At 63.0% G+C, this 24,384-nt stretch carries 21 protein-coding genes; 15 read left to right on the top strand and 6 right to left on the bottom strand.

From position 1 onward, the window contains the following. Positions 1-18 precede the first annotated feature (18 nt). The 5 genes from parE to CF161_RS25210 all read left to right on the top strand — a co-directional run bounded on the left by parE (position 19) and on the right by CF161_RS25210 (position 6,586). The gene (gene parE / locus CF161_RS25230) at positions 19-1,923 is read left to right on the top strand and encodes a DNA topoisomerase IV subunit B (protein ID WP_020299458.1); all 1,905 of its coding nucleotides are present in this window, start codon (positions 19-21) and stop codon (positions 1,921-1,923) included. Continuing rightward, entirely contained in the window at positions 1,923-2,906 is a 984-nt protein-coding gene (locus CF161_RS25225; protein WP_020299457.1) for an esterase-like activity of phytase family protein, read from the top strand. Before parE ends, CF161_RS25225 begins: the two co-directional genes overlap by 1 nt. Continuing rightward, on the top strand, positions 2,903-3,421 hold the full coding sequence (locus tag CF161_RS25220) for a TIGR02281 family clan AA aspartic protease (RefSeq protein WP_020299456.1): 519 nt from the start codon (positions 2,903-2,905) through the stop codon (positions 3,419-3,421). Before CF161_RS25225 ends, CF161_RS25220 begins: the two co-directional genes overlap by 4 nt. A 10-nt stretch (positions 3,422-3,431) precedes the next feature. Continuing rightward, complete coding sequence (parC, locus tag CF161_RS25215; RefSeq protein WP_020299455.1) at positions 3,432-5,696, top strand: DNA topoisomerase IV subunit A; 2,265 nt, start codon at positions 3,432-3,434, stop codon at positions 5,694-5,696. 179 nt (positions 5,697-5,875) lie between these two features. After that, positions 5,876-6,586, top strand: coding sequence for a membrane integrity-associated transporter subunit PqiC (locus tag CF161_RS25210; protein ID WP_020299454.1), 711 nt, complete (start codon positions 5,876-5,878; stop codon positions 6,584-6,586). A 213-nt stretch (positions 6,587-6,799) separates the two neighbouring features. Here the strand turns inward: CF161_RS25210 and CF161_RS25205 are convergent, their stop codons facing one another. Then, a complete protein-coding gene (locus CF161_RS25205) occupies positions 6,800-8,341 on the bottom strand; it encodes an AhpA/YtjB family protein (RefSeq protein ID WP_020299453.1) in 1,542 nt (513 codons plus the stop codon). 134 nt (positions 8,342-8,475) lie between these two features. Between CF161_RS25205 and serB the strand changes: the two genes are divergently transcribed. Continuing rightward, complete coding sequence (gene serB / locus CF161_RS25200) at positions 8,476-9,690, top strand: phosphoserine phosphatase SerB (protein ID WP_020299452.1); 1,215 nt, start codon at positions 8,476-8,478, stop codon at positions 9,688-9,690. 71 nt (positions 9,691-9,761) lie between these two features. On the opposite strand, the gene asd is transcribed toward serB, so the two are convergent. Genes asd through CF161_RS25185 form a run of 3 tightly spaced genes read right to left on the bottom strand, consistent with a single transcriptional unit; the run spans position 9,762 to position 13,038 of the window. Beyond that, positions 9,762-10,622 (bottom strand): archaetidylserine decarboxylase, encoded by an 861-nt coding sequence (gene asd, locus CF161_RS25195; protein WP_020299451.1) that lies wholly within the window; start codon positions 10,620-10,622, stop codon positions 9,762-9,764. Between the two features lie 18 nt (positions 10,623-10,640). Then, complete coding sequence (locus tag CF161_RS25190; protein WP_020299450.1) at positions 10,641-11,456, bottom strand: rhodanese-like domain-containing protein; 816 nt, start codon at positions 11,454-11,456, stop codon at positions 10,641-10,643. A 43-nt stretch (positions 11,457-11,499) separates the two neighbouring features. Next, the gene (locus tag CF161_RS25185) at positions 11,500-13,038 is read right to left on the bottom strand and encodes an HDOD domain-containing protein (protein WP_043230355.1); all 1,539 of its coding nucleotides are present in this window, start codon (positions 13,036-13,038) and stop codon (positions 11,500-11,502) included. A gap of 166 nt (positions 13,039-13,204) precedes the next feature. Here CF161_RS25185 and motA point away from each other — a divergent pair, with 166 nt between their 5' ends. Beyond that, positions 13,205-14,056, top strand: coding sequence for a flagellar motor stator protein MotA (gene motA, locus CF161_RS25180; RefSeq protein WP_020299448.1), 852 nt, complete (start codon positions 13,205-13,207; stop codon positions 14,054-14,056). A gap of 3 nt (positions 14,057-14,059) precedes the next feature. Continuing rightward, positions 14,060-15,163, top strand: a complete 1,104-nt coding sequence (gene motB / locus CF161_RS25175; RefSeq protein WP_020299447.1) for a flagellar motor protein MotB — start codon at positions 14,060-14,062, stop codon at positions 15,161-15,163. Between the two features lie 56 nt (positions 15,164-15,219). Here the strand turns inward: motB and rsgA are convergent, their stop codons facing one another. Beyond that, a complete protein-coding gene (rsgA, locus tag CF161_RS25170) occupies positions 15,220-16,251 on the bottom strand; it encodes a small ribosomal subunit biogenesis GTPase RsgA (protein ID WP_020299446.1) in 1,032 nt (343 codons plus the stop codon). Positions 16,252-16,359: 108 nt separating this feature from the next. Between rsgA and orn the strand changes: the two genes are divergently transcribed. Both orn and CF161_RS25160 read left to right on the top strand, forming a co-directional pair. Further along, entirely contained in the window at positions 16,360-16,902 is a 543-nt protein-coding gene (gene orn / locus CF161_RS25165) for an oligoribonuclease (protein WP_020299445.1), read from the top strand. Between the two features lie 104 nt (positions 16,903-17,006). Continuing rightward, positions 17,007-17,621, top strand: coding sequence for a trimeric intracellular cation channel family protein (locus CF161_RS25160; RefSeq protein ID WP_177326804.1), 615 nt, complete (start codon positions 17,007-17,009; stop codon positions 17,619-17,621). Here the strand turns inward: CF161_RS25160 and queG are convergent. Continuing rightward, a complete protein-coding gene (gene queG / locus CF161_RS25155) occupies positions 17,603-18,682 on the bottom strand; it encodes a tRNA epoxyqueuosine(34) reductase QueG (protein ID WP_020299443.1) in 1,080 nt (359 codons plus the stop codon). The genes CF161_RS25160 and queG overlap by 19 nt on opposite strands. A 63-nt stretch (positions 18,683-18,745) precedes the next feature. On the opposite strand from queG, the gene CF161_RS25150 reads away from it, so the two are divergent. The 5 genes from CF161_RS25150 to miaA are packed head-to-tail and all read left to right on the top strand — an operon-like array spanning position 18,746 to position 24,373. Continuing rightward, a complete protein-coding gene (locus CF161_RS25150) occupies positions 18,746-19,606 on the top strand; it encodes an NAD(P)H-hydrate dehydratase (protein ID WP_020299442.1) in 861 nt (286 codons plus the stop codon). After that, positions 19,594-20,064: a tRNA (adenosine(37)-N6)-threonylcarbamoyltransferase complex ATPase subunit type 1 TsaE gene (gene tsaE, locus CF161_RS25145; protein ID WP_020299441.1), complete on the top strand. Its 471-nt coding sequence runs from the start codon at positions 19,594-19,596 to the stop codon at positions 20,062-20,064. Before CF161_RS25150 ends, tsaE begins: the two co-directional genes overlap by 13 nt. Positions 20,065-20,067: 3 nt before the next feature. Continuing rightward, positions 20,068-21,495: an N-acetylmuramoyl-L-alanine amidase gene (locus CF161_RS25140; protein ID WP_218187574.1), complete on the top strand. Its 1,428-nt coding sequence runs from the start codon at positions 20,068-20,070 to the stop codon at positions 21,493-21,495. After that, positions 21,492-23,402, top strand: coding sequence for a DNA mismatch repair endonuclease MutL (mutL, locus tag CF161_RS25135; RefSeq protein WP_020299439.1), 1,911 nt, complete (start codon positions 21,492-21,494; stop codon positions 23,400-23,402). The genes CF161_RS25140 and mutL overlap by 4 nt, the downstream gene beginning before the upstream one ends. Next, positions 23,402-24,373, top strand: coding sequence for a tRNA (adenosine(37)-N6)-dimethylallyltransferase MiaA (gene miaA, locus CF161_RS25130; protein ID WP_020299438.1), 972 nt, complete (start codon positions 23,402-23,404; stop codon positions 24,371-24,373). The genes mutL and miaA overlap by 1 nt, the downstream gene beginning before the upstream one ends. The last annotated feature ends 11 nt before the right edge of the window (positions 24,374-24,384 follow it).

Here is a 24,384-nt window from a genome sequence, read left to right as displayed (position 1 = left end):
GACTAACGACGAGACCCCATGGCCACTCCCAGCGCTAGCTCTTATAACGCAGACGCCATCGAAGTCCTCTCGGGCCTCGACCCGGTGCGCAAACGCCCGGGCATGTACACCGACACCAGTCGGCCGAACCACCTTGCCCAGGAAGTCATCGACAACAGTGTCGACGAGGCCTTGGCCGGGCATGCGAAGTCGGTGCAGGTCATCCTGCATGCCGATCATTCCCTGGAAGTGTCCGACGACGGTCGCGGCATGCCGGTGGATATCCACCCCGAAGAAGGGGTTCCCGGTGTCGAGCTGATCCTCACCAAGCTGCACGCCGGCGGCAAGTTCTCCAACAAGAACTACCAGTTCTCCGGTGGTTTGCACGGCGTGGGCATCTCGGTGGTCAACGCCCTGTCGACCCTGGTGCGGGTCAAGGTCAAGCGCGACGGCAACGAATACCAGATGACCTTCGCCGACGGCTATAAAGCCACCGACCTGGAAGTGATCGGTACCGTTGGCAAGCGCAACACCGGGACCAGCGTGTATTTCGCACCGGACCCGAAGTATTTCGATTCACCGAAGTTTTCCGTCAGCCGCCTCAAGCACGTGCTCAAGGCCAAGGCCGTATTGTGCCCGGGGCTGCTGGTCAGCTTTGAGGACAAGTCCACCGGCGAGAAGGTCGAGTGGCACTACGAAGATGGCCTGCGCTCCTACCTGGAAGACGCGGTCAGCGAATTCGAACGCCTGCCCAACGAGCCCTTCTGCGGCAGCCTGGCCGGTAACAAGGAAGCGGTGGACTGGGCCCTGCTGTGGCTGCCCGAAGGTGGCGACAGTGTGCAGGAAAGCTACGTCAACCTGATCCCTACGGCCCAGGGCGGGACCCACGTCAACGGCCTGCGCCAGGGCCTGCTGGATGCGATGCGCGAGTTCTGCGAATTCCGCAGCCTGCTGCCGCGCGGGGTCAAGCTGGCCCCGGAAGACGTCTGGGAACGCATCGCTTTCGTGCTGTCGATGAAGATGCAGGAGCCGCAATTCTCCGGCCAGACCAAAGAACGCCTGTCGTCCCGTGAAGCGGCGGCCTTTGTTTCGGGTGTGGTCAAGGACGCCTTCAGCCTGTGGCTCAACGAGCATCCGGAGCTGGGTCTGCAACTGGCGGAACTGGCGATCAACAACGCCGGCCGTCGCTTGAAGGCCAGTAAAAAGGTCGAGCGCAAGCGCATCACCCAGGGCCCGGCACTGCCGGGCAAGCTGGCCGATTGCGCCGGGCAGGACCCGATGCGTTCCGAGCTGTTCCTGGTGGAAGGTGATTCCGCGGGTGGTTCGGCCAAGCAGGCGCGGGACAAGGAATTCCAGGCGATCCTGCCGCTGCGCGGGAAAATCCTCAACACCTGGGAAGTCGACGGCAGCGAAGTGCTGGCCAGCCAGGAAGTGCACAACATCGCCGTGGCCATCGGTGTCGATCCGGGCGCGGCGGACATGAGCCAGCTGCGTTACGGCAAGATCTGCATCCTCGCCGACGCCGACTCCGACGGCTTGCACATCGCCACCCTGCTTTGTGCGTTGTTCGTCCAGCATTTCCGCCCGCTGGTGGATGCCGGCCACGTCTACGTGGCCATGCCGCCGCTGTACCGCATCGACCTGGGCAAAGAGATCTACTACGCCCTGGACGAGGCCGAGCGCGATGGCATTCTCGATCGCCTGGTGGCCGAGAAGAAACGCGGCAAACCCCAGGTCACTCGATTCAAGGGCCTGGGTGAAATGAACCCGCCGCAACTGCGCGAAACCACCATGGACCCCAATACCCGGCGCCTGGTGCAGTTGACCCTCGAAGACTTCGAGGCGACCTCGGAAATGATGGACATGCTGCTGGCGAAAAAACGCGCCGGCGACCGCAAGTCCTGGTTGGAGTCCAAAGGCAACCTGGCGGAGGTTCTGGGCTGATGCGCAGAGGCTTTGCCCTGGCCTTGGCGCTGGTGGCGACGTCGGTGCTGGCAGAGCCTGTACCCGAGCTGAAATTGCTTGCCGAACACCCGGTCGAAGGCATGCGCGGCGGCAACCTGTCGGGGTTGGCGCTGTGCGGCAATGAGCTGTGGACGGTCTCCGACCGTGATGATGATCAGATCTACCGTCTCGATACCCGGGACACGGTGTGGCAGGCCGAGGCCGTGCACATCAAGGTGCCTGCGGTGCCGGATGCGGGCTTGCCCTGGGGGCTGAAGTCGCGCACCTGGGCGACCTCGCTGGTGCGCGGGGGCGAGCTGGATTTCGAAGGCATCGCCTGCGATGGCGCGGGCAACAAGTACATCGTCAGTGAGTCCGAGGCCACGGTGCTGCAGGTGCCGGTAACGGGGCGGCCGGAATGGCTGAAAATCTCGCCGATCCTGGTGCGCGAGGCTCGGGCCAGCGGCATGTTGCTGCACTTCAATGCCTTGTTCGAAGGGCTGGCGGTCAACCCGGAAGGCAACCGGCTGTGGCTGGCGGCCGAGCGCGAGCGCCGTGGGTTATTGCTGGTCAAGCGCGAACAAAGTGTCTGGAACTGTGACGGCGCCTGCGTATTGCTCAGCGAGGCGGGTGTGGAGATGCAGCCGGCGCAAATGCCCAAGGCCCGCGCAGTGTCTCGGGACTTTGCCGATCTGGCCTTGTTCGAGGGCAAGTTGTTCACCCTGGAGCGCAACGCCTATCGGATCTGCCGCCGGGATGCGCAAACGGCCAAGGTCGAGCGCTGCTGGTCGTTTGCCGCCGAGGCGCTGGTGGAAAATCGCCAGTATCCCCAGGCGTACGGCCTGGCCGAAGCCTTGCTGGTGGATGCCGATGGCGCCTGGATCGGCCTCGACAACAACAACGGTGCCCGGGTCGATGGCGAGACCCGGCCGATCGTCTGGCGCTTTGCCGCCCCGCAAGGTGGCTGGAGTGGCAAATCATGAGCCGACAACCGGGCAGTCGTGCAGGGCGGATCATGCTGATCCTGGCGTGGGCCGCCGGTCTGTTTTTGGCCACGCAGTTTTTTTCGCAGTGGGAGCGGCGTCAGGAGAACCCCAACGCTGTCGTCACTTCGCAACAACACGAGGGTTACATCGAAGTGAAACTGGTCGGAAATGGCCAGGGGCATTTCGTCGCCAGCGGCCAGATCAACGGCCAGCCGGTGGATTTCATGCTCGACACCGGGGCCACCGATGTGGCGATTCCCACCCGCCTGGCCGAGCGCCTGGGGCTGGAGAAGGGCTCCCCGGTAACCCTGAGCACCGCCAATGGTCGCAGCGAGGGCTATCGAACCCGCCTCGACCGCGTGCAACTGGGCGATATCGTTTTGCGTGACGTCCGGGCGCTGGTGGCGCCGGGGCTGGACGGTGAACAAGTGCTGCTGGGCATGAGCGCTTTGAAACAACTTGAATTTACCCAGCGTGGCGGCACTTTGCTGCTGCGCCAGACAACGAACTGATGAGGCCCGCATGAGCGACTCCCTTGATCTCAGCCTGGACGGTGTAGAGCGCCGGTCACTGGCTGACTTCACCGAAAATGCCTACCTCAACTACTCCATGTACGTGATCATGGACCGTGCCCTGCCGCATATCGGCGACGGCCTGAAGCCCGTACAGCGGCGGATCATCTACGCCATGAGTGAGCTGGGGCTGGACGCTGATTCCAAGCACAAGAAGTCCGCGCGTACCGTCGGTGACGTGCTCGGCAAGTTCCACCCCCACGGCGACTCGGCCTGCTATGAGGCCATGGTGCTCATGGCTCAGCCCTTCAGTTATCGCTACACGCTGGTGGACGGGCAGGGTAACTGGGGTGCGCCGGATGATCCCAAGTCCTTCGCGGCCATGCGTTATACCGAGGCGCGCCTGTCGCGTTACTCCGAGGTGCTGCTGAGCGAGCTGGGCCAGGGCACCGCGGACTGGGGGCCGAACTTCGACGGCACCCTGGACGAACCCCTGGTGTTGCCGGCACGTTTGCCGAATATCCTGCTCAATGGCACCACCGGCATCGCCGTGGGCATGGCCACCGACGTGCCGCCGCACAACCTGCGCGAAGTCGCCACTGCCTGCGTCAGGCTGCTGGATGAACCCAAGGCTACGGTCGAGCAGCTGTGCGAGCACATCCAAGGCCCGGACTACCCGACCGAAGCGGAGATCATTACCCCGCGCGCCGATCTGCTGAAAATGTACGAAACCGGCAAGGGCTCGGTGCGCATGCGTGCCGTGTACCACATCGAAGACGGCGATATCGTGGTCACCGCACTGCCGCACCAGGTTTCCGGGGCCAAGGTCCTGGAGCAGATCGCGGCCATGATGCAGGCCAAGCCGTCGAAAGCGCCGCAGGTTGCGGACCTGCGCGATGAGTCGGACCACGAGAACCCTTGCCGTATCGTGATCATTCCGGTCAACAGCCGGGTCGATCACGAAGCGCTGATGCAGCACCTGTTTGCCACCACCGATCTGGAGTCGAGCTACCGGGTCAACATCAACATCATTGGCCTGGACGGCAAGCCGCAGCTGAAAAACCTGCGCGCGCTGCTGGTCGAGTGGCTGGAGTTCCGGGTGCAGACCGTGCGTCGCCGCCTGCAATTCCGCCTCGACAAGGTCGAACGTCGCCTGCACCTGTTGGACGGCTTGTTGATTGCCTACCTCAACCTGGATGAAGTGATTCACATCATCCGCACCGAGGAGCACCCCAAGGCCAGCCTGATCGCGCGTTTTGCCCTGAGTGAAATCCAGGCCGACTACATCCTCGACACCCGCCTGCGTCAATTGGCGCGACTGGAAGAGATGAAGCTGCGTTCCGAGCAGGATGAACTGCTCAAGGAACAGGCCAAGCTGCAAGCCTTGCTCAACAGCGAAGCCAAGCTGAAGAAGCTGGTGCGCACCGAGCTGATCAAGGACGCCGAAACCTATGGCGACGATCGCCGCTCGCCGATTGTCGAGCGTGCCGAAGCCAAGGCCATGACCGAGCACGACCTGCTGCCCAACGAAAAAGTGACGGTCGTACTCTCGGAAAAAGGCTGGGTACGCTCGGCCAAGGGCCATGACATCGACGCCACCGGGCTTTCCTACAAGGCCGGCGACGGCTTCAAGACCTCGGCGCCGGGGCGTTCCAACCAATATGCGGTGTTTATCGACTCCACTGGCCGCAGCTATTCGGTGGCTGCGCACACCCTGCCGTCGGCACGGGGCCAGGGCGAGCCATTGACCGGCCGTCTGACACCGCCGCCCGGGGCGAATTTTGAATGTGTACTGCTTCCTGAAGACGATGCGTTGTATGTCATCGCCTCCGACGCCGGTTACGGTTTCGTGGTCAAGGGTGAAGACCTGCAGGCCAAGAACAAGGCGGGCAAGGCGCTGTTGAGCCTGCCCAACAACGCCAAGGTGCTGCCACCACGCCCGGTCGCCGACCGCGAGCAGAACTGGCTGGCTTCGGTCACCACCGAAGGCCGCCTGTTGATCTTCAAGATCAGCGATCTGCCGCAGTTGGGCAAAGGCAAGGGCAACAAGATCATTGGTATCCCCGGCGAACGCGTAGCCAGCCGTGAGGAATATGTCACTGATATTGCTGTGCTACCTGATGGAGCAACCCTGGTGTTGCAGGCCGGTAAACGTACCTTGTCGCTCAAGGCCGATGACCTTGAGCATTACAAGGGCGAGCGTGGACGCCGTGGTAACAAATTGCCACGTGGATTCCAGCGGGTGGATGCGTTGCTGGTAGAAAATCTCAATTGATGCGGGTTAGAGCGCTCGATCTGCGATTTAACGCGTAGATCGACGCTACAACGCTGGAGTCAGGACGCATATTCACGGATGATATGCGCTTTCAAGCGCCGGCGTAGCTGAGCGTTATTTAGAGTTTTTTTGAGTATTTACACTGTGGCTAGCCTTGTGGCCGCCACCTGGATGGGATGATGACTGCTCTGCGCCTTCCTTTGGTTTTTTTGCTCGCTGGCGTTCTTGGCCTGGCGGGTTGCAGCGTACACCAGCCGGTGTCGCTGTATCAGCTGGACAGCGGAAGTCCAGCTCAGCCGGCCAATGCCGGCATGTCGGTGGTGCTGGGTCCGGTGTTGATCGCCGATTACCTGCAACGTGAAACCCTGCTGCAACGCCAGGATGATGGCAGTCTGCAAGCTTCGACCGATGGTCGTTGGGCGGGCAGCCTGTCCTCCGATATTGGCCAACTGCTATTGCGCCAGGTGGCAGGCCACCTGGACAGCCAGCGCGTAGTCCTGGCGCCGGCGACCAGCGGGTTTACCCCGGACGTGCAGGTGCTGCTGTCTATCACTCGCCTGGATTCCGGTAAATCGCAGCCGGCGGTGCTGGATGCGCAATGGCGCCTGATCGACCGTCGTGGCCAGGTGCGGGATAACCGCATCGTGCACTTGCAGGAGCAACACGCGGGCACTACAGCCTCTCAGGTCCAGGCCCAGGGCGTGTTGCTGCAGCGTCTGGCCGAGCAACTGTCGGGCGCACTGAAGCCGCTGGCCAACCAGCCCGTGGTGGCTGAGGTGCCACGCAAGGCAGCTCCGGCCCCTGCGGCCAAGCCTGTCGAGCAGGAGAAACAGCCAAAGATCCCGATGGCTACTCCTATCCGTACGGATATGGAAGTGTTCAGGTTCTAGGTTGTTGGCTCCCAAGACAAAGCCCGCTCTGAAGCGGGCTTTGTCGTTTCTGGGGTAAGCCTTTGCCCATTGCCGGTGGCTGCGAGCTGGCAGGTGCGGGTTGAAGGCTGCTGCCGCAATAGCGGTGGAGGGCGCCCGTTATGCTCGGCAGGCCCGTTGTGCAGCCACAAAAAAGCCCGCTACGCAGCGGGCTTTTTATGGTTGGGGCCAGGCTTAAAGCTTGGCCCGTGTCTCGTGCATGCGTGCCAGTTGGCGTTCCAGCATCGATGGGTAGGGCTCCATCAGGCGTTCGACGCAGCAGGCGCCTTCCGGGCTGGCGATGGGGCGGATGCGTGCACGTTGGCGGATCAGCGCGTCATCACTGATCTTGCGTTCCACCAGCAGCAGATTGCGGCTGTGCTGGGACAGCGCCAGGGCGTCCTGGGCGGTTTCGGTCAGCAGCAGGTCGATCTGGCTCAGGCCAAACAGCTCGTCACCCAGGGTCAGGCCCAGTTGCAATTGCAGGGTGATGCCGCTGTCCGCGACTTCGATCTGCAAGGCGTGGCCCAGGGCGCGCAGCAGTTCGCCGCAGCAAATGGCGTTGGTCAGGTAGTCGTCGCCACTGTCTTCACTGTGGAACAGCATCAGGGTGCTGCCGTCGTTCAGGGTATGCAGCTCGCTCTGGTAGAGCGAGGCGGCCTGGTCGAGGCAGTCGCGATAGCGTTCCAGCAGCTCCGTCAGTCGGGCACGGGGCAGGCGACGCAGTTGATCCTGGGCGCCGAGTTGTACCGCCAGCACCGCACTGTGTTGCGGTTGCGCGGGCGTTACCGGCCGTGCCAGCGGCTTGGGGGCGGTGGGCGTGGTGTGATCGCGCAGGTCGGCGAACGGGTCTTCTTCGTCCAGTTCGTCTTCTTCGGCGCTGACCAGCCGCCGCGGCGCGGGCTTGAGGCCAGCGACCGGTGCGCTTTCATCAAAGCTCGGGTCGCGCAGGTTACGCATCTCGAAGGCCGGCTCGCGGTCCTGCGGTTCGTCGTAATCCTCGTCGTCGTAGTCGGCTTCGGGCTCGGGCGCCGGCTGCGGTTTCTCTGGCGCCAGGCGCGCATGGAGCTGGCGCGCCAAGTCGCCGATTTCATCCTGGCGCTGGGTGGCCGGGGTGTGTTCGTCCATGTCACGCAGCCAGACCCGCAATTGCATCAGCGGGGTCGAGATGTGACGCCCCAGGCGCAGGCTCAAGGCCAGGGCCAGGGCCAGCAGGATCGCACTGAGGATGCCCATGCTTTGCAGGCTGATGGTCATGGGCTGCTGGAACTGCGCCATGTCCAGGCTGATCCGCAGGTTGCCGGCGGTCACGTCCTGGAAGGTGATCTTGGTCTGATAGACGCCTTCGGTCTCGCCCAGCAGGCTGCTTTTCGGGCGTTGGCCGGCTTCGGCGAGGATCCGGTTATCGACGCTGTAGATGGCCGCATGGGCCACCAGCGGATTTTTGGTCAGGTTGTTGAGCAGCACGTTGAGGCTGAGAATGTCGTTGGACACCAGCAGCTCGGTCGCCGAAGTGGCGGTCTGGGTGGTCAGGCTCTGGCCCAGGGCATCGGCTTGTTCATGCATGGCTTGCTTGAATTGCAGGCCCATCACACAGGCGTAGATCACCAGGGCCAGGGCGACCAGGATCACGTTATGGCTGGCAATGCGCAATGCAATCGGTACACGGCGGTGGCGCAGTGCACGGAAGATCAGCAGAAAGAAATTATCGGTTTTAACAGGCGTGGGCCGGTTCACTGAGCTCGGCTCTTTTGTCCGTGAAGTTGACGCGCAGTATAGCGACAGGCCCTAGGCCGGCAAAGCGCTGGCTGTGCCCGATGGTCACTGAATGTGGGTAGAATGCGGTTTTTTTCCACCTGCGGGGGTGCGCCTTGCGCGAAATCGTCCTGATAAACATCACCGGTGAAGACCGTCCCGGTCTCACTGCAGCCATTACCGGCGTTCTGGCCCAGGGTGGTGTGAATATTCTCGACATCGGTCAGGCGGTGATCCACGACACCTTGTCGTTCGGCATCCTGGTTGAAATCCCGAGTACCGAACAAGCGTCCTCGGTGCTCAAGGACATTCTGTTTACCGCCTACAAGCTGGACCAACAGGTACGTTTCACCCCGGTTTCCGAAGAGGATTACCAGCAGTGGGTCGGCGGCCAGGGCAAGAAACGCCATATTGTGACCCTGCTGACCCGCAAGGTGACGGCCGAGCAGTTGCAGCGAGTGAGTTCGATCACCGCCAAATACGGCCTGAACATCGACCATATCGACCGTCTGTCCGGGCGCATGCCCCTCGACACCCCGGCCGATCAAGGCAAAGGCTGCATCGAGTTCTCGGTACGCGGTGAAGCCGCCGATCCCCAGGCATTGCGCGCCGAGTTCCTGAGCGTCGCCCAGGAATTGAACGTCGATATCGCCTTCCAGGAAGACTCGCTGTTCCGCCGCAATCGCCGCCTGGCGGTATTCGACATGGATTCGACGCTGATCGAGGCCGAAGTCATCGACGAACTGGCCAAGGCCGCAGGCGTGGGTGATCGGGTTGCCGAAATCACCGAGCGGGCCATGGCCGGTGAGCTGGATTTTCGCGCCAGCTTCAAGGAGCGCCTGGCGTTGCTCAAGGGCCTGGACGTTGGCGTGCTTGATTCCATAGGTGCATCACTGCGCCTGACCGAAGGCGCCGAGACGCTGTTTGCCGAGCTCAAGCGCCTGGGCTACAAAACCGCGATCCTCTCGGGCGGTTTCACCTACTTCGCCAAGCAATTGCAGGCCAAGCTGGGTATCGACTACGTGTTTGCCAACGAGCTGGAAGTGGTGGACGGCAAGGTGACGGGGGTGGCGGTCGAGCCGATTGTCGATGCCCAGCGCAAGGCTGATCTGCTGCGCGAACTGGCGCACAAAGAAGGCTTGCGCCTGGAGCAGACCATTGCCGTGGGTGACGGCGCCAATGACTTGCCGATGCTGGCGATAGCCGGGTTGGGCGTGGCGTTCCGCGCCAAGCCGCTGGTCAAGCAATCGGCCAAGCAGGCGATCTCGACCCTGGGCCTGGACGGTGTGCTGTACCTGCTGGGCTTCCGAGATCGCGACGGTCAGCTCTAAGGACTTTGCTCAGATAGCCCCATAAAAAACGCCGCTGATCAGCGGCGTTTTTTTGTGTCCGGGAAACGGCTTCAGGCTTTTGGCAAGCCCAGGCCCTGGCCCATCTGCACCGGCGAGCCGGCAACCAACTCCTGGGCCCACTGCACCTGGTCCGGGCCGAACAGCACGATGGCGGTCGAACCCAGTTTGAAGCGGCCCAGTTCGGCGCCTTTTTCCAAATGGATTGGCGCACGCGCGGCTTCGTCGTAACGCACGGTTTTCAGCTCGCGCTTGGGTGGCGTTACCAGGCCAGCCCAGACGGTTTCGATCGAAGCGACAATCATCGCCCCCACCAGCACCACGGCCATTGGGCCGCGTTCGGTATCGAACAGGCACACCACGCGCTCGTTGCGGGCAAACAGCTCCGGGACGTTTTCGGCAGTGGTCTGGTTAACCGAGAAAATCCGCCCCGGCACGTAGACCATTTCACGCAGGGTGCCGGCCAGCGGCATGTGCACGCGGTGGTAGTCCTTGGGCGACAGGTAGATGGTGGCGAAGTCGCCGCCCATGAACGGCGCGGCAACGGCAGCGTCACCACCCAGCAGTTCGAGCACGCTGTAGCTGTGGCCCTTGGCCTGGAACACCCGGCCATGTTCAATCGGGCCGAGCTGGCTGACGGCACCGTCGGCCGGGCTGAGGATGGCACCTGGAGTCGGGTCCAGCGGGCGCGCGCCGTCTTTCAGGGCGCGGGTGAAGAAGGCGTTGAAGTGCTCGTAGGCGCTCAGGTCTTCCACCAGGGCCTGGGACATGTCCACTTGATAACGCTTGGCGAACCAGGCGGTGAAGGCATTCTTGAACCAGCGCACGCGGCACTCGGCAATGCAGCCGGCCAGGCGCGACAGCAGGTGGTGAGGCAGCAGGTACTGGCTGAGGATAAACAAACGCTTTTTCATTAACTGTCCTTAAAAACCTTAAATCTCTACAGGCGTGTCGGGGTGGTTGCCCCATTCGCCCCAGGAACCGGCATAGCCCTTGACCCGCGGATAACCGAGCGCCTTGGCCACCAGATAGGTGAAGCCAGAGCGATGGTGGGTCTGGCAGTGGGTGATGATTTCTTTGTCTTTGCTGATGCCGAGGCTTTCGAGGATCTGCGGCATGTCGGCGCGGATGCGCAGGTTGCGCGCCTGGTCCATGCCGGCGGTCCACTCGAAATTCACTGCGCCGGGGATGTGACCGCCTTTGGCTGCCAGGACTTTCTCGCCCGAGTACTCCAGCGGTCCACGGGCATCCCAGATCGCCAGGTCGGCAGCACCGAGGCGGCTTTGCAGGTACTCGCGGGTGGCCGTGGGTTCGTCGTGCAGGGTCAGGGCGACCGGGCCGCCAGCCGCCGCCGGCACCGCAGTGGACACCGGCAGGCCTTGGGCCAGCCAGGACAGCAGCCCGCCATCGAGGTAGTGGTAGCGGGTGTGGCCGATGACATCGAGCAGCCAGATGAAACGCCCGGCCCAGCCGCCGCCTTCATCGTCGTAAACCACATAGACCGCGTTGGGGTTGTGCCCCAGTTCGCCGAACAGCGCTTCAAGCGCGCCTTGGGTCGGCAGCAGGCCCGGTGCGGGAGGCTGGCCGAGCTGGGTGCGCTTGGGGTCGACAAAATGGGCGCCGGGAATATGGCCGGTGGCATAACGAGCGGCGCTGGTCAGGTCGACCAGGATCAGTTCGCGGGATTCGAGGCGGTCGAGCAAGTCGCTCGGCTCGATAACCAGCGGCAAGCCAGAGAAGTCAGACATGTGAGGTCTCCAGAGCACAAAGGGGAGGATTGTAGCGCAAGCGTCATTGGCTGCGGTTGGTAAAGCTGTGAAGGGCTTTTTCAATACATTGCGCAGTTTTGCCAAAGGCCTGGACGCTGATTTCCGAGAACGGCCCGCCGCCCTGGTCGGCGGCGATCAGCATCACCACGCGACCGTTGCTCGAGAGCGAGCGCAGCAGCAGGTGCTCGCCACGGAACAGACCGCGCAACTGCGGCGGCAGCAGGGCCGAGAATTGCGCGTTATTGTCCGGGTTCAGGCGCACCTGGGCCGATTTGGTCACCAGGCGTTGCAGCACGTTGCTCTGGCTGACGCGCAGGGTCAGGTTCGCCGACTCCGCAGGCAGGCCGGCAATTTGTTGTGCCCGCAGATTGGCCAGGCCGCGATCGACCATCAGCAGCATCACCCGGCGCATGCCACAGGCCACCAGCGCATCGCAGGCGGCGCTGGTGAGGTGCAGCGCATTGCGAAAGGCGCTCGGTTCCACCAGCAATTGCGCACATTGTTCGCGCCAGTGTCCCAGCGCCTCGGCAGTCGGTGCCGGTGCCGGCAGCAAACCCTTGGGCAAGCGCCGCGCATCCCACGGCCAGAGCAAGGCCTCGGCGGGGTGCCAGAGGTCGGGCGCCGCGTCGTTACGCGCGCTGATCACCGCCTGCTGGTGCAGCTGTTGCTGCAGGTTGTCCATGGGCATTTGCAGATAAAGGCTGGTCAGGTGCTGCCAGCGCAGGCAATGGGCGCTGTCCCAGGCGTATTGCGCCGAAAGTGCCAGGCCGTTGGCCAGCAACACACTGTTGGCCGGCTGGTTCAGCCAGCGCCGCAGGTCGGGGTCGGCATCCAGGCGTTGTTGCTGATGCAGCGGATGTTCGCTGTCGCGGGCAATGTGCAGGACCTTGACCAACAGCCGGCGCTCGCTGATCAGCAGGCGATAGCCCTGTTGGACCCAGATCGGCAGATGCCAGACTTCCACCAGCGCCTGGCATATTTCCAGCAACCTGACGCCGAACAACTCCAGCTCGACCTTGTGCGCCGATTCATGCTTGTGGATGACTCGCAGTTCCCACTCTTCCAGCAGCTTCGGCTGGGCCAGGGCCAGGGGCCACAGTGGCGAGAGAAACAGCAGGCTGCCCCAATGGATGTCCTGCCAGAGGCGGGCCAGGCGGCTGGCAAAGAAGCCATTGGCCTGCTGGCTGGCGTGCTGGCTGATCAGTTGCAGTTGGCGCAGGACCGGCGGGATCTGCCCTTCCGGCAGCGCGGGCAGGCGGGCGAGCAATTCTTCGGTGCGCTTGAGGCCCAGGCGGTTGAGAGCGATCTCGAGGTTTTCCGCAGGCTCGCTCATGCTGCCGTGGGTGTGGCGGTTGGCCTCGCGGATGATGCTCAAGGCCAGCGCCGGGCTGTTCTGCATCAGGTCGGCAATATCGCGCAACGAACTGCGGCTGTCGGCGATGGCTCGGCAGACTTTATCGTGGCTGACTTGCGGCACCGGCAACGGCACCCCGTCCAGGAGCTTTATCCAGCCGCTGAGGGTCGTCGGTCGGGGAGTTGGGACTGTCGTTTCATTAGACATGGCTGGGCGCAATCATCGTCTGCTGTAAACACGCCCAGAGCGGGCCAAACTGGCTTTTCGCCTTAACTGGCTATAGTCTGGCGCAGTTTTGCCGATAAGTAGAAGAAGAGTTTTAAGAACTTCCGAATATGACCTTGAACCCGACTCAATAAGTACTCTCCTACCTATGGCTAAAATTATCGGCATCATCGTCGTATTCGCGAGCGTGCTCGGCGGATACGTGCTCTCACACGGCAAAATCGCAGCACTGATCCAGCCTTTCGAAGTGCTGATCATTGGCGGCGCAGCCTTTGGCGCATTCCTGCAGGCCAACCCCGGCTATATGACGATGCACGTCATCAAGAAATCCCTGGGGATGTTCAGTTCGCGCTTCACCCACACGTTCTATCTGGAAGTGCTGGGCCTGGTGTACGAGATCCTCAACAAGAGCCGCCGCGAAGGCATGATGGCGATCGAGGGAGATATCGAGGACGCCGCCGCCAGCCCGATTTTCGCCAAGTACCCGGCGGTGCTCAAAGATGCACGCATGACCGCCTATATCTGTGACTACCTGCGCATCATGTCCTCCGGCAACATGGCTCCCCACGAGCTTGAAGGCCTGTTCGACATGGAGCTGTTCAGCATGAAGGAAGACCTCGAGCATCCTTCCCATGCGGTAACCGGCATCGCCGACGCCATGCCCGGTTTCGGTATCGTTGCCGCGGTACTGGGTATCGTGGTGACCATGGCCTCCCTGGGTGAGGGCGACCAGAAGTCCATCGGCCTGCACGTAGGTGCGGCATTGGTAGGTACCTTCTTCGGTATTCTCGCGGCGTACGGTTTCTTCGGCCCGCTGGCCACTTCCCTGGCCCACGATGCCAAGGAAGAACTGAACGTCTACGAAGCCATCAAGGCGGCCCTGGTCGCTTCTGCATCCGGCATGCCGCCATCGCTGGCTGTGGAGTTCGGGCGCAAGGTGCTGTACCCGGCGCACCGTCCAAGCTTTGCCGAGCTGGAACAAGCGGTTCGCGGTCGCTAAGTCATGGAAAATAACCAGCCGATTATCATCAAGCGCGTCAAGCGCTTCGCTGGCGGACACCACGGGGGCGCCTGGAAAATCGCCTTCGCCGACTTCGCCACGGCGATGATGGCGTTCTTCCTGGTGCTGTGGTTGCTGTCCACCGCCACCCCGGAACAGAAGATCGCCATCGCCGGTTACTTCAAAGACCCGATCGGCTTCTCCGAAAGCGGCACACCCTACATCATCGATCTGGGCGGTTCGCCCGAGCTGGCGCCGGACACCACCCTCAATCCCGAGGTGAAGTCCCAGCCACAGCCGGACAAGGTGACGGTCGATTCCGAGCAGGTCGAGGGCATGGCCGAGCAGGTCGAGCGCGAGCGTCTCGAACTGTTGTTGCAAGAGCTGCAGAACAAGGTTGAAGAGAACCCGCAACTGCAGAAATTCAAGGACCAGATCCTGTTCGAAATCACCCAGGACGGCTTGCGCATCCAGATCATGGACGCCGAGAACCGGCCGATGTTCGACTCGGGCAGCGCGCGTCTGAAACCGTATTTCGAAGACATCCTGCTGGCCATGGCCGACACCATCAAGGCGGTGCCGAACAAGATCAGCATCAGCGGCCACACCGATGCCAAGCCGTACTCGGGCGCCGGTGACTTCGGCAACTGGGAGCTTTCGGCCAACCGGGCCAACGCCGCACGTCGCGCCCTGGTCGCGGGCAGCTATCCCGACTCCCAGGTGGCGCGGGTAGTGGGCTATGCCTCGTCGTCGCTGTTCGATCGCAAGGACCCGTTCAACCCGGTCAACCGGCGGATCGATATCGTGGTCCTGACCAAGAAGGCACAGCGTGCCATCGAGGGTGAGCAACCGCCGAGCGATGCGCCGAGTCAGGGCCAGGGTGCGCCGGGCGAAGTGCCGGGTGCTGCGACTGATCCGAATGCCTTGCCACCAGGCGCCGATCCGCTGCCGGCCCATGAAGTGCGGCAGCGCCTGAATATCTTCGAGGATGGGGTGTTGAAGATGGATGAGCCCGGCAAGTCGGGCCAGCCTTCGACCGCACCGGCGGCACCGGCCACGCCACCTGCGGCGTCACCGCCAGCGGCTGCGCCCGCAGCGCCGAAGTAACCCACAAAAAAGGCCGCGATGATCGCGGCCTTTTTGTCAGTGCGGGGTGCGACAGGTCAGTAGCTGGTTTCCGGCAGGCTGGCGATGATCGAGCGGTAGCTGTTCATCCGTTGCTGCTGCACGCGGCCATCTTCAAGGGCCTTGAGCAGGGCGCAGCCGGGTTCGCGATCATGTTTGCAATCGCGGAAGCGGCAGGTGCCCAGCAGGTCGTTGAACTCGATGAACCCGGCTTCGACATCGGCGCGGCTGACGTGGCCCAGGCCGAATTCGCGAATGCCCGGGGAGTCGATCAATTCGCCGCCACCCGGGAAGTGGAACAGTCGCGCGGTGGTGGTGGTGTGCGTGCCCTGGCCGGACAGCTCGGACAGCGGGCCGACACGGGTTTCGACTTCCGGCAGCAAGCTGTTCACCAGCGAGGATTTGCCGACACCGGACTGGCCGACGAACACGCTGATGCGCCCGTCCAGTTGGGCCTGCAATTGCTCCATGCCATCGCCGTGGTGCGCCGAGACTTCCAGCAGCGGGTAACCCAATTGGCGATACACCGCCAGCAGGGCATTGAGTGCCGGCGCATTCTGCTCGTCGATCAAGTCGGCCTTGTTCAGCAGCAGCAGCGGACGGATGCCGGCGTGTTCGGCGGCGACCAGGTAGCGGTCGATCAGGTTGGCATGGGGTTCGGGCAGCGGGGCGAAGACAATCACGATCATGTCGACGTTGGCTGCCACCGGCTTGAGCTGGCCGCGGCTGTCCGGGCGGCACAGTTCGGTGTTGCGTGGCAGTTGGGCGACGATCACGCCGATGCCCTGGTTGCCGGCACGCCACACCACTTGGTCGCCCGTTACCAGCGCTGGCAGGTTGGCGCGCAAGTGGCAGCGGAATACCTGGCCAGCCAATTCGCCTTCGCGAGCTTCGACTTCGACCTGGACGCCGAAGTGGGCGATCACCAGGCCGGTCTGCTCGGGGCCCAGGTCGCCTCCCTCAAGCGCTTCCACGGCGGAGGATTCACGCTTGGCGGCGCGGGCGGCGCGCTCGCCTTGAATCTTTTCGATGCGCCAGTTTTGGCGACGGTTGAGCTGGCGTTTGGCCATGGGTGTTCCGTGTTGATAATGCTGCAGGATAGGTAAAACGGCCGCGAGTTTAGCACGCCGAGGAGGCCCTCTAGGCTAAACTGCGCAACTACGCCGAGGAGCCCCCCCATGCAAAACCCACAGAATCTGATTTGGATCGATCTGGAAATGACCGGTCTGAACCCTGACACCGACGTCATCATCGAGATGGCCACCATCGTCACCGACAGCAACCTCAATACCTTGGCCGAAGGTCCGGTCATCGCCATCCATCACAGTGATGAAGTCCTGGCCGGCATGGACGAGTGGAACACCCGCACCCACGGTGGCTCGGGCCTGACGCAACGGGTCCGCGAAAGTCGCATCAGCATGGCCGAGGCCGAGGCCGAGACCATCGCCTTCCTGGAGCAGTGGGTGCCTCGGGGCAAGTCGCCGATCTGTGGCAACAGCATCTGCCAGGACCGACGCTTCCTTTATACCCACATGAAATCCCTGGAAAGCTTCTTCCATTACCGCAACCTCGATGTCTCGACCCTCAAGGAACTGGCCGCGCGCTGGGCCCCGGACGTGCGCGACAGCTTCAAGAAGGGCAGCACCCACCTGGCCCTGGACGACATTCGTGAGTCCATCGCCGAGCTGCAGCATTACCGCAAACACTTCATCAAGTTCTGATGTCGGGCAGACCGGGCTGGTGGTCCAGGGCTATTTCCCGGTCTCGCCCTCTTTTGGTGCCCGTGCCAACTGAGTAGACTGCGCGCCTTCCTGCAAGGACCGCCATCATGCTGCTGATGCTCTACCTGATCGCCATTACCGCTGAAGCCATGACTGGCGCCCTGTCCGCGGGGCGCCGCGGTATGGACTGGTTCGGCGTGGTGCTAATCGCCTGCGTCACGGCCCTGGGTGGCGGTTCGGTGCGTGATGTACTGCTCGGCCACTACCCGCTGACCTGGGTCAAGCACCCGGAATACCTGGTGCTGACCTCGGTGGCGGCGCTGGTGACGATCTTTATCGCACCGCTGATGCGCCACCTGCGCTCGCTGTTTCTGGTGCTCGATGCCGTGGGCCTGGTGGCGTTTACCCTGATCGGTTGCATGACCGCCCTGGAAATGGGCCACGGCATGTTGGTGGCCTCGGTCAGCGGGGTGATTACCGGGGTGTTCGGCGGGATTCTGCGGGATATCTTCTGCAACGATATTCCGCTGATCTTCCGCCGCGAGCTGTACGCCAGCGTCTCGTTCGCCGCAGCCTGGTGCTACATGCTGTGCATCTATGTGCAACTGCCCAGCGAGCAGGCGATCCTGGTCACCCTGTTCGGCGGCTTTCTACTGCGCCTGCTGGCGATCCGCTTTCACTGGGAAATGCCCAAGTTCGTCTACAACGACGCCGAGTGACGCTTGGCGTGTTGCGCCAGCGCCCACTCCACGTGTTCCTGCACCAGTTCTGATGGATAGTCCCGGCGCGCCTTGAGCGCTTCCAGCACTGGAATGCTCGAAGGCGCATTGCCCAGGCCGACCGCCAGGTTGCGCAGCCAGCGCTCATACCCGGCGCGCCGCAGAGGCGAGCCCTCGGTGCTGCTGAGGAAGCGCTCTTCATCCCACATGAACAGCTCGGCCAGTTCGGCGTTATCCAGGTTGTGCCGCGGCTTGAAGTCGTTTTCTCCCGACGGGCGAGCGAAGCGGTTCCAGGGGCAGACGATCTGGCAGTCATCGCAGCCGAACACCCGATTGCCGATCAGCGCGCGCAACTCTTCGGGGATGGCGCTTTTGAGCTCGATGGTCAGGTACGAAATGCAACGCCGCGCATCCAGCACATAGGGGCCGACAAACGCCTGGGTCGGGCAGATGTCGAGGCAGGCGGTGCAGCGTCCGCAGTGCTCGCTGGCGTGGGGCTCGTCCACCGGCAGCGGCAGGTCGACGAACAGCTCGCTGAGGAAGAAATAGCTGCCGGCCTTGCGGTTGAGGACCAGGGTGTTCTTGCCGATCCAGCCCAGCCCGGCCTGTTCGGCGATGGCTTTTTCCAGCACCGGGGCGCTGTCGACAAAGGCGCGATAGCCAAAGGGGCCGATGGCTTGCTGGATGCGCTCGGCCAGTTGCTGCACGCGTTTACGAATCAATTTGTGGTAATCGCGGCCCAGGGCATAGCGCGAAACGTAGGCTTTGGCCGGCTGCGCCAGGCGCTGGGCCATTTGCGTATCGCCTGGCAGGTAGTCCATGCGCAGCGAAACCACGCGCAAGGTGCCGGGCACCAGCTCCTCGGGGTGGGAACGTTTGCTGCCGTGGGCGCCCATGTAGTCCATCTCGCCGTGGTAGCCAGCCTCGAGCCAGCGTTGCAGGTGCTGTTCGTGCTCGGCCAGGTCCAGGCCGCTGATGCCGACTTGTTGAAAGCCCAACTCGCGGCCCCAGTCTTTGATCGATTGGGCCAGAGCGGGCAGATCGGTGGTAATAGCAGGCATGAGGCGAGAGAAACCGGGGCTGAGGTGCGTATAATTCTGCCAGACATCGGAGCCTGAAGACGCATGCCGCAGACAAAACACGATTTACCCGACGCGCAGTTACTGCTGCCCGGCCATTTGCCGAGGCTGGCGGCCCGTTCGCCGGACGCCCACAAGGGCCAATTCGGCCATGTCCTGCTGATTGGCGGCGATCGCGGTTTTGGCGGCGCGGTGCTGCTGAGCGCGCAAAGTGCCCTGCGCAGCGGCGCTGGCCTGGTGTCCCTGGCGACGCGTAGCGAGCACGTGTCGGCGGCCCTGGCTCGTTTGCCGGAGGTGATGACCCAGGGCGTGCATTCGGCCAATCAACTGATGGGGCTGCTCGCCCAGGCATCGGTGCTGGTGGTCGGCCCCGGCCTGGGCCAGGCGGCATGGGGGCACAGCCTGTTGTCGGCGGCGGCAAATGCCTCGCAACCGCAGGTCTGGGATGCCGATGCGCTGAATCTGTTGTCCAAGGGCGAGTTGAGCCTGCCCGAGGGCAGTGTCATTACCCCGCATCCGGGAGAAGCAGCGCGGTTGCTCGGGTTGTCGACGGCCGAGGTGCAGGCCGACCGTCCGGCGGCGGCGCGGGCTTTGAGTAAAAAGTATGCAGTGGTGGCTGTCCTCAAGGGCGCGGGTACCCTGATCGCCAGCCCCGAGGGCGAGCTGGCGCGCTGTGATCAAGGCCATCCAGCCATGGCCAGCGCCGGGTTGGGCGATGTGCTGGCGGGCGTGATTGGCGCCTTGCTGGCCCAGGGCATGAGCGCATTTGATGGCGCTTGCCTGGCCGTCTGGTTGCATGCGACGGCGGGTGAGCAGCAAGGCAAGTTGGGCCGAGGGCTGGCGGCCAGCGATCTGATACCGGCCATTCGTCAGTTGTTGGAGGAGCAAGCACCGTGTCTGAACTAACCCTTTATCTGGCCGATGAGCAGGCCATGGTCGAATTGGGTGCGCGCATCGCTCAGGTCACCCGAGGGGTTGGCGTGATCTTCCTGGAGGGCGACCTGGGGGCGGGTAAAACCACCCTGTCACGGGGCATCATTCGGGGTTTGGGGCATGTGGGGGCGGTCAAGAGCCCGACCTTTACCCTGGTCGAGCCCTATGAGATCGGTGAGATTCGAGCGTTTCACTTCGACCTGTATCGCCTGGTCGATCCGGAGGAGCTGGAGTTTCTCGGCATTCGCGATTACTTCGACGGCGATGCTTTATGCCTGCTTGAGTGGCCCCAACGTGGTGCAGGCTTTTTGCCAAAGCCGGACCTGACCATTACCATTACCCCGCATAACAACGGGCGTTCTCTGCATTTGTTGTCGCAAGGCTCGCGTGGCGAGTCCTGGTGTGCCGCTTTGGCGTTGGAATTCAAATAAATTATGGGGTTAGGTATGCGCATTCGCGCGTTGGTTGCTGTCGTAGGACTGTTACTTACGGCATTGGCCGTCGAGGCTGTAGCCGCGACACAGGTGCGCAGCGTGCGCCTGTGGCGAGCACCGGATAACACTCGTTTGGTGTTCGACCTGTCCGGGCCGGTTCAGCACAGCGTGTTTACCCTGAGCGCCCCCGACCGGCTGGTGATCGATATCAATGGCGCGACCCTCGGCGGTCCGCTGAACATTGCCACGGCCAACACCCCCATCACGGCCATGCGTTCCGCGCAGCGCACGCCGACCGATCTGCGGGTGGTCATCGACCTGAAAAAGGCCGTCACCCCCAAGAGCTTCACCCTGGCGCCGAACGCGCAATACGGTAACCGCCTGGTGGTCGACCTGTTCGACAACCCGGCTGACGCCGCTCCGCCGCCCACCCCTGCGCCCAGTGTCGCCACGGTTCCGGCGGTGCCGGTCACCCCGGTCGAGCCGGCGATCAAGTTGCCACCGGCGCCTGCCGGCAAGCGCGACATCATCGTGGTGATCGATGCCGGTCACGGCGGTGAAGACCCGGGTGCTTCCGGCTCCCGCGGCCAGCATGAAAAAGACGTGGTGCTGGCCATCGCCCGCGAGTTGCAGCGCCAGGTCAATGGCCTGAAAGGCTTTCGCGCCGAGCTGACCCGTACCGGCGATTACTTCATTCCGTTGCGTGGCCGTACCGAAATCGCCCGCAAGAAGGGCGCCGATCTGTTCGTGTCGATCCACGCCGATGCCGCGCCGTCGGCCGCCGCCTTCGGGGCCTCGGTGTTTGCCCTGTCGGACCGTGGCGCCACGTCGGAAACCGCCCGTTGGCTGGCGGACAGTGAAAACCGTTCCGACTTGATCGGCGGGGCCGGCAACGTCAGCCTGGACGACAAGGACCGCATGCTCGCCGGGGTATTGCTCGACCTGTCGATGACCGCTTCGCTGACCTCCAGCCTGAATGTCGGGCAGAAGGTCCTGACCAACATCGGCCGGGTCACGCCGTTGCACAAGCAGCGGGTGGAGCAGGCCGGGTTCATGGTGCTGAAGTCGCCGGATATTCCGTCGATCCTGGTGGAAACCGGCTTTATCTCCAACGCCAACGAGGCCTCCAAGCTGGCCGCCGCCAGCCACCAGCAGGCCTTGGCGCGTTCCATCAGCAGCGGCATTCGCCAGTTCTTCCAGCAGAACCCGCCGCCGGGCACCTACATTGCCTGGTTGCGCGACTCCGGGAAAATCGCCCAGGGCCCTCGTGATCACCGGGTCAGCCCAGGGGAAACCCTGGCCATGCTCGCGGTGCGTTACCAGGTGTCGGCGGCCACCCTGCGCACGGCCAATAACCTGAAGACTGATGAACTCAAGGTCGGGCAGACCCTGACCATCCCAGGCACTGAACTGGCGTCCAAGCAATGAGTGATACGGTCCTGAACAACGCGCGCATCGAGCTGCTCAGCCCGCGCCTGGCTAACCAGATCGCCGCGGGCGAGGTGGTCGAGCGCCCGGCCTCGGTGATCAAGGAGCTGCTGGAAAACAGCCTCGACTCGGGTGCCAAGCGCATTGATGTGGATGTGGAGCAGGCCGGCGTCAAGCTGCTGCGAGTGCGTGACGATGGTCGCGGGATTTCCGCTGATGACCTGCCGCTGGCGTTGGCGCGACACGCCACCAGTAAAATCCGCGACCTGGAAGACCTTGAGCGGGTGATGAGCCTGGGGTTTCGTGGCGAGGCCCTGGCGTCCATCAGCTCTGTGGCACGCCTGACCCTGACCTCGCGCACCCGCGACGCCGAGCAGGCCTGGCAGGTGGAAACCGAAGGCCGCGACATGGCGCCTCGGGTCCAGCCCGCAGCGCACCCGGCCGGGACCTCGGTTGAAGTGCGTGACCTGTTCTTCAATACCCCGGCGCGGCGCAAGTTTCTCAAGGCCGAAAAAACCGAATTCGATCATCTGCAGGAAGTGATCAAGCGCCTGGCGCTGGCCCGTTTCGATGTCGCCTTCCACCTGCGACACAACGGCAAAAGCATCCTAAGCCTGCACGAAGCCAATGATGACGCGGCCCGTGCCCGGCGCGTGGCGGCGGTCTGCGGTGCAGGCTTCCTCGAGCAGGCATTGCCGATCGAGGTCGAGCGCAATGGCCTGCACTTGTGGGGCTGGGTCGGTTTGCCGACCTTCTCCCGCAGCCAGGCGGACCTGCAGTACTTCTATGTCAATGGCCGCGCGGTGCGCGACAAACTGGTGGCCCATGCGGTGCGCCAGGCTTACCGCGACGTGCTGTTCAATGGCCGGCATCCGACCTTTGTGCTGTTTTTCGAGGTCGACCCATCGGTGGTCGACGTCAATGTGCACCCGACCAAACACGAAGTGCGCTTCCGTGACGGGCGCATGGTGCACGACTTTCTCTATGGCACCCTGCACCGCGCCCTGGGCGATGTGCGCCCCGAAGACCACCTGGCGGCGCCGGCCGCCGTCGCGGGCATGGTCCGGCCTACAGGCATCGACGCCGGCGAATTCGGCCCCCAGGGTGAAATGCGCCTGGCGGCCCATATGGCGCTCGAGCAACCGCAAATCCAGCCGGGCTTGAGTGCGCCGGGTACGGGGGCGGGGGCCGGTTATCAGTATCAGTACACGCCGCGTCCACAGGCGGTCCTGCCGGCGGCAGAGGCGCAGAGTGCCTATCGCGAGTTTTACGCGCCCTTGCCCGACGCCAGCGGCGTTTCGCTGCCCGAAGGGCAAGGGGATATTCCGCCCCTGGGTTACGCCTTGGCGCAGCTCAAGGGGATCTACATCCTCGCGGAAAACGCCCAGGGCCTGGTGCTGGTGGATATGCACGCGGCCCACGAGCGGATCATGTACGAGCGCCTGAAAGTGGCCATGGCCAGCGAAGGCTTGAGTGGCCAGCCGCTGCTGGTGCCGGAGTCGATTGCCGTCAGCCAGCGCGAAGCCGACTGCGCCGAAGAACACGTCAGTTGGTTCCAGCGCCTGGGCTTCGAGCTGCAGCGCCTGGGGCCCGAGTCGTTGGCGATCCGGCAGATTCCGGCGCTGTTGAAGCAGGCTGAAGCCAATCGCCTGGTACACGACGTACTCGCCGACCTGATGGAGTACGGGACCAGCGATCGGATCCAGGCCCACCTCAACGAATTGCTCGGCACCATGGCCTGTCATGGCGCGATCCGCGCCAACCGGCGCCTGGCCCTGCCGGAAATGAACGGTTTGCTGCGTGACATGGAAAACACCGAGCGCAGCGGCCAATGCAACCATGGCCGACCGACCTGGACCCAGTTGGGCCTGGACGATCTGGACAAACTATTCTTGCGCGGTCGTTGATGAGCCAGCTTCCTCCAGCGATCTTTCTGATGGGCCCGACTGCTGCTGGCAAGACCGACCTGGCCATCGAACTCACCAAAGTCCTGCCTTGCGAGCTGATCAGTGTCGATTCGGCGCTGGTCTATCGCGGCATGGACATTGGTACGGCAAAGCCTTCCCGGGAGCTGCTGGACGAGTTTCCACACCGTTTGATCGATATTCTCGACCCGGCCGAGAGCTATTCCGCCGCCGATTTTCGTAAAGACGCCCTGGCGGCCATGGCCGAGATCACCGCGCGCGGCAATATTCCGCTGCTGGTGGGCGGCACCATGCTTTATTACAAGGCGTTGGTCGAAGGGTTGGCGGATATGCCCGCGGCTGATCCGCAGGTCCGTGCCGAGCTTGAGGAAGAGGCCACACGCCTTGGCTGGCAGGCCCTGCACGATCAGTTGGCGGTAATTGATCCGGAGTCGGCGGCAAGAATTCACCCCAATGACCCTCAACGCCTGACTCGGGCGCTAGAAGTCTATCGGGTCAGTGGCCTGAGCATGACCGCTCACCGCCAGCGACAATCTGCGCAAAGTACTGAAGCAGCCGCTTCGGGACAGGGACAATTGCCCTATACTGTCGCGAACTTGGCCATCGCTCCGGCGAATCGTCAGGTACTGCATCAGCGGATTGCACAAAGATTCACACAAATGTTGGAACAGGGATTCATCGACGAGGTCGTAGCTCTGCGTTCAAGAAGTGACCTGCATGCCGGGTTGCCGTCTATACGTGCGGTGGGCTATCGCCAAGTCTGGGATCATCTGGATGGCAAGCTGACGTCAGCCGAGATGCAGGAGCGGGGCATCATTGCCACGCGCCAATTGGCGAAGCGCCAGTTCACCTGGTTACGCAGCTGGGCTGATTTACACTGGCTGGACAGTCTGGATTGCGACAATCTGCCACGCGCCTTGAAATACTTGGGAACGGTCTCCATATTGAGCTGAGTCCTTGCAAT

This window comes from Pseudomonas sp. CF161, from assembly GCF_000416215.1.
GTDB lineage: Bacteria > Pseudomonadota > Gammaproteobacteria > Pseudomonadales > Pseudomonadaceae > Aquipseudomonas.
Note: the sequence above shows the minus strand (reverse complement) of the source record. Positions and strands in the feature narration are given on the sequence as shown.

What these genes read in the sequence shown, in the direction of transcription:
- queG (WP_020299443.1), bottom strand. Translation starts at nt 18,682, where the DNA reads ATGCCTGCTATTACCACCGATCTGCCCGCTCTGGCCCAATCGATCAAA.
- CF161_RS25225 (WP_020299457.1), top strand. Translation starts at nt 1,923, where the DNA reads ATGCGCAGAGGCTTTGCCCTGGCCTTGGCGCTGGTGGCGACGTCGGTG.
- CF161_RS25220 (WP_020299456.1), top strand. Translation starts at nt 2,903, where the DNA reads ATGAGCCGACAACCGGGCAGTCGTGCAGGGCGGATCATGCTGATCCTG.
- parE (WP_020299458.1), top strand. Translation starts at nt 19, where the DNA reads ATGGCCACTCCCAGCGCTAGCTCTTATAACGCAGACGCCATCGAAGTC.
- CF161_RS25190 (WP_020299450.1), bottom strand. Translation starts at nt 11,456, where the DNA reads ATGTCTGACTTCTCTGGCTTGCCGCTGGTTATCGAGCCGAGCGACTTG.
- orn (WP_020299445.1), top strand. Translation starts at nt 16,360, where the DNA reads ATGCAAAACCCACAGAATCTGATTTGGATCGATCTGGAAATGACCGGT.
- mutL (WP_020299439.1), top strand. Translation starts at nt 21,492, where the DNA reads ATGAGTGATACGGTCCTGAACAACGCGCGCATCGAGCTGCTCAGCCCG.
- miaA (WP_020299438.1), top strand. Translation starts at nt 23,402, where the DNA reads ATGAGCCAGCTTCCTCCAGCGATCTTTCTGATGGGCCCGACTGCTGCT.
- asd (WP_020299451.1), bottom strand. Translation starts at nt 10,622, where the DNA reads ATGAAAAAGCGTTTGTTTATCCTCAGCCAGTACCTGCTGCCTCACCAC.
- parC (WP_020299455.1), top strand. Translation starts at nt 3,432, where the DNA reads ATGAGCGACTCCCTTGATCTCAGCCTGGACGGTGTAGAGCGCCGGTCA.
- CF161_RS25210 (WP_020299454.1), top strand. Translation starts at nt 5,876, where the DNA reads ATGACTGCTCTGCGCCTTCCTTTGGTTTTTTTGCTCGCTGGCGTTCTT.
- motB (WP_020299447.1), top strand. Translation starts at nt 14,060, where the DNA reads ATGGAAAATAACCAGCCGATTATCATCAAGCGCGTCAAGCGCTTCGCT.
- CF161_RS25150 (WP_020299442.1), top strand. Translation starts at nt 18,746, where the DNA reads ATGCCGCAGACAAAACACGATTTACCCGACGCGCAGTTACTGCTGCCC.
- CF161_RS25185 (WP_043230355.1), bottom strand. Translation starts at nt 13,038, where the DNA reads ATGTCTAATGAAACGACAGTCCCAACTCCCCGACCGACGACCCTCAGC.
- motA (WP_020299448.1), top strand. Translation starts at nt 13,205, where the DNA reads ATGGCTAAAATTATCGGCATCATCGTCGTATTCGCGAGCGTGCTCGGC.
- CF161_RS25140 (WP_218187574.1), top strand. Translation starts at nt 20,068, where the DNA reads ATGGGGTTAGGTATGCGCATTCGCGCGTTGGTTGCTGTCGTAGGACTG.
- rsgA (WP_020299446.1), bottom strand. Translation starts at nt 16,251, where the DNA reads ATGGCCAAACGCCAGCTCAACCGTCGCCAAAACTGGCGCATCGAAAAG.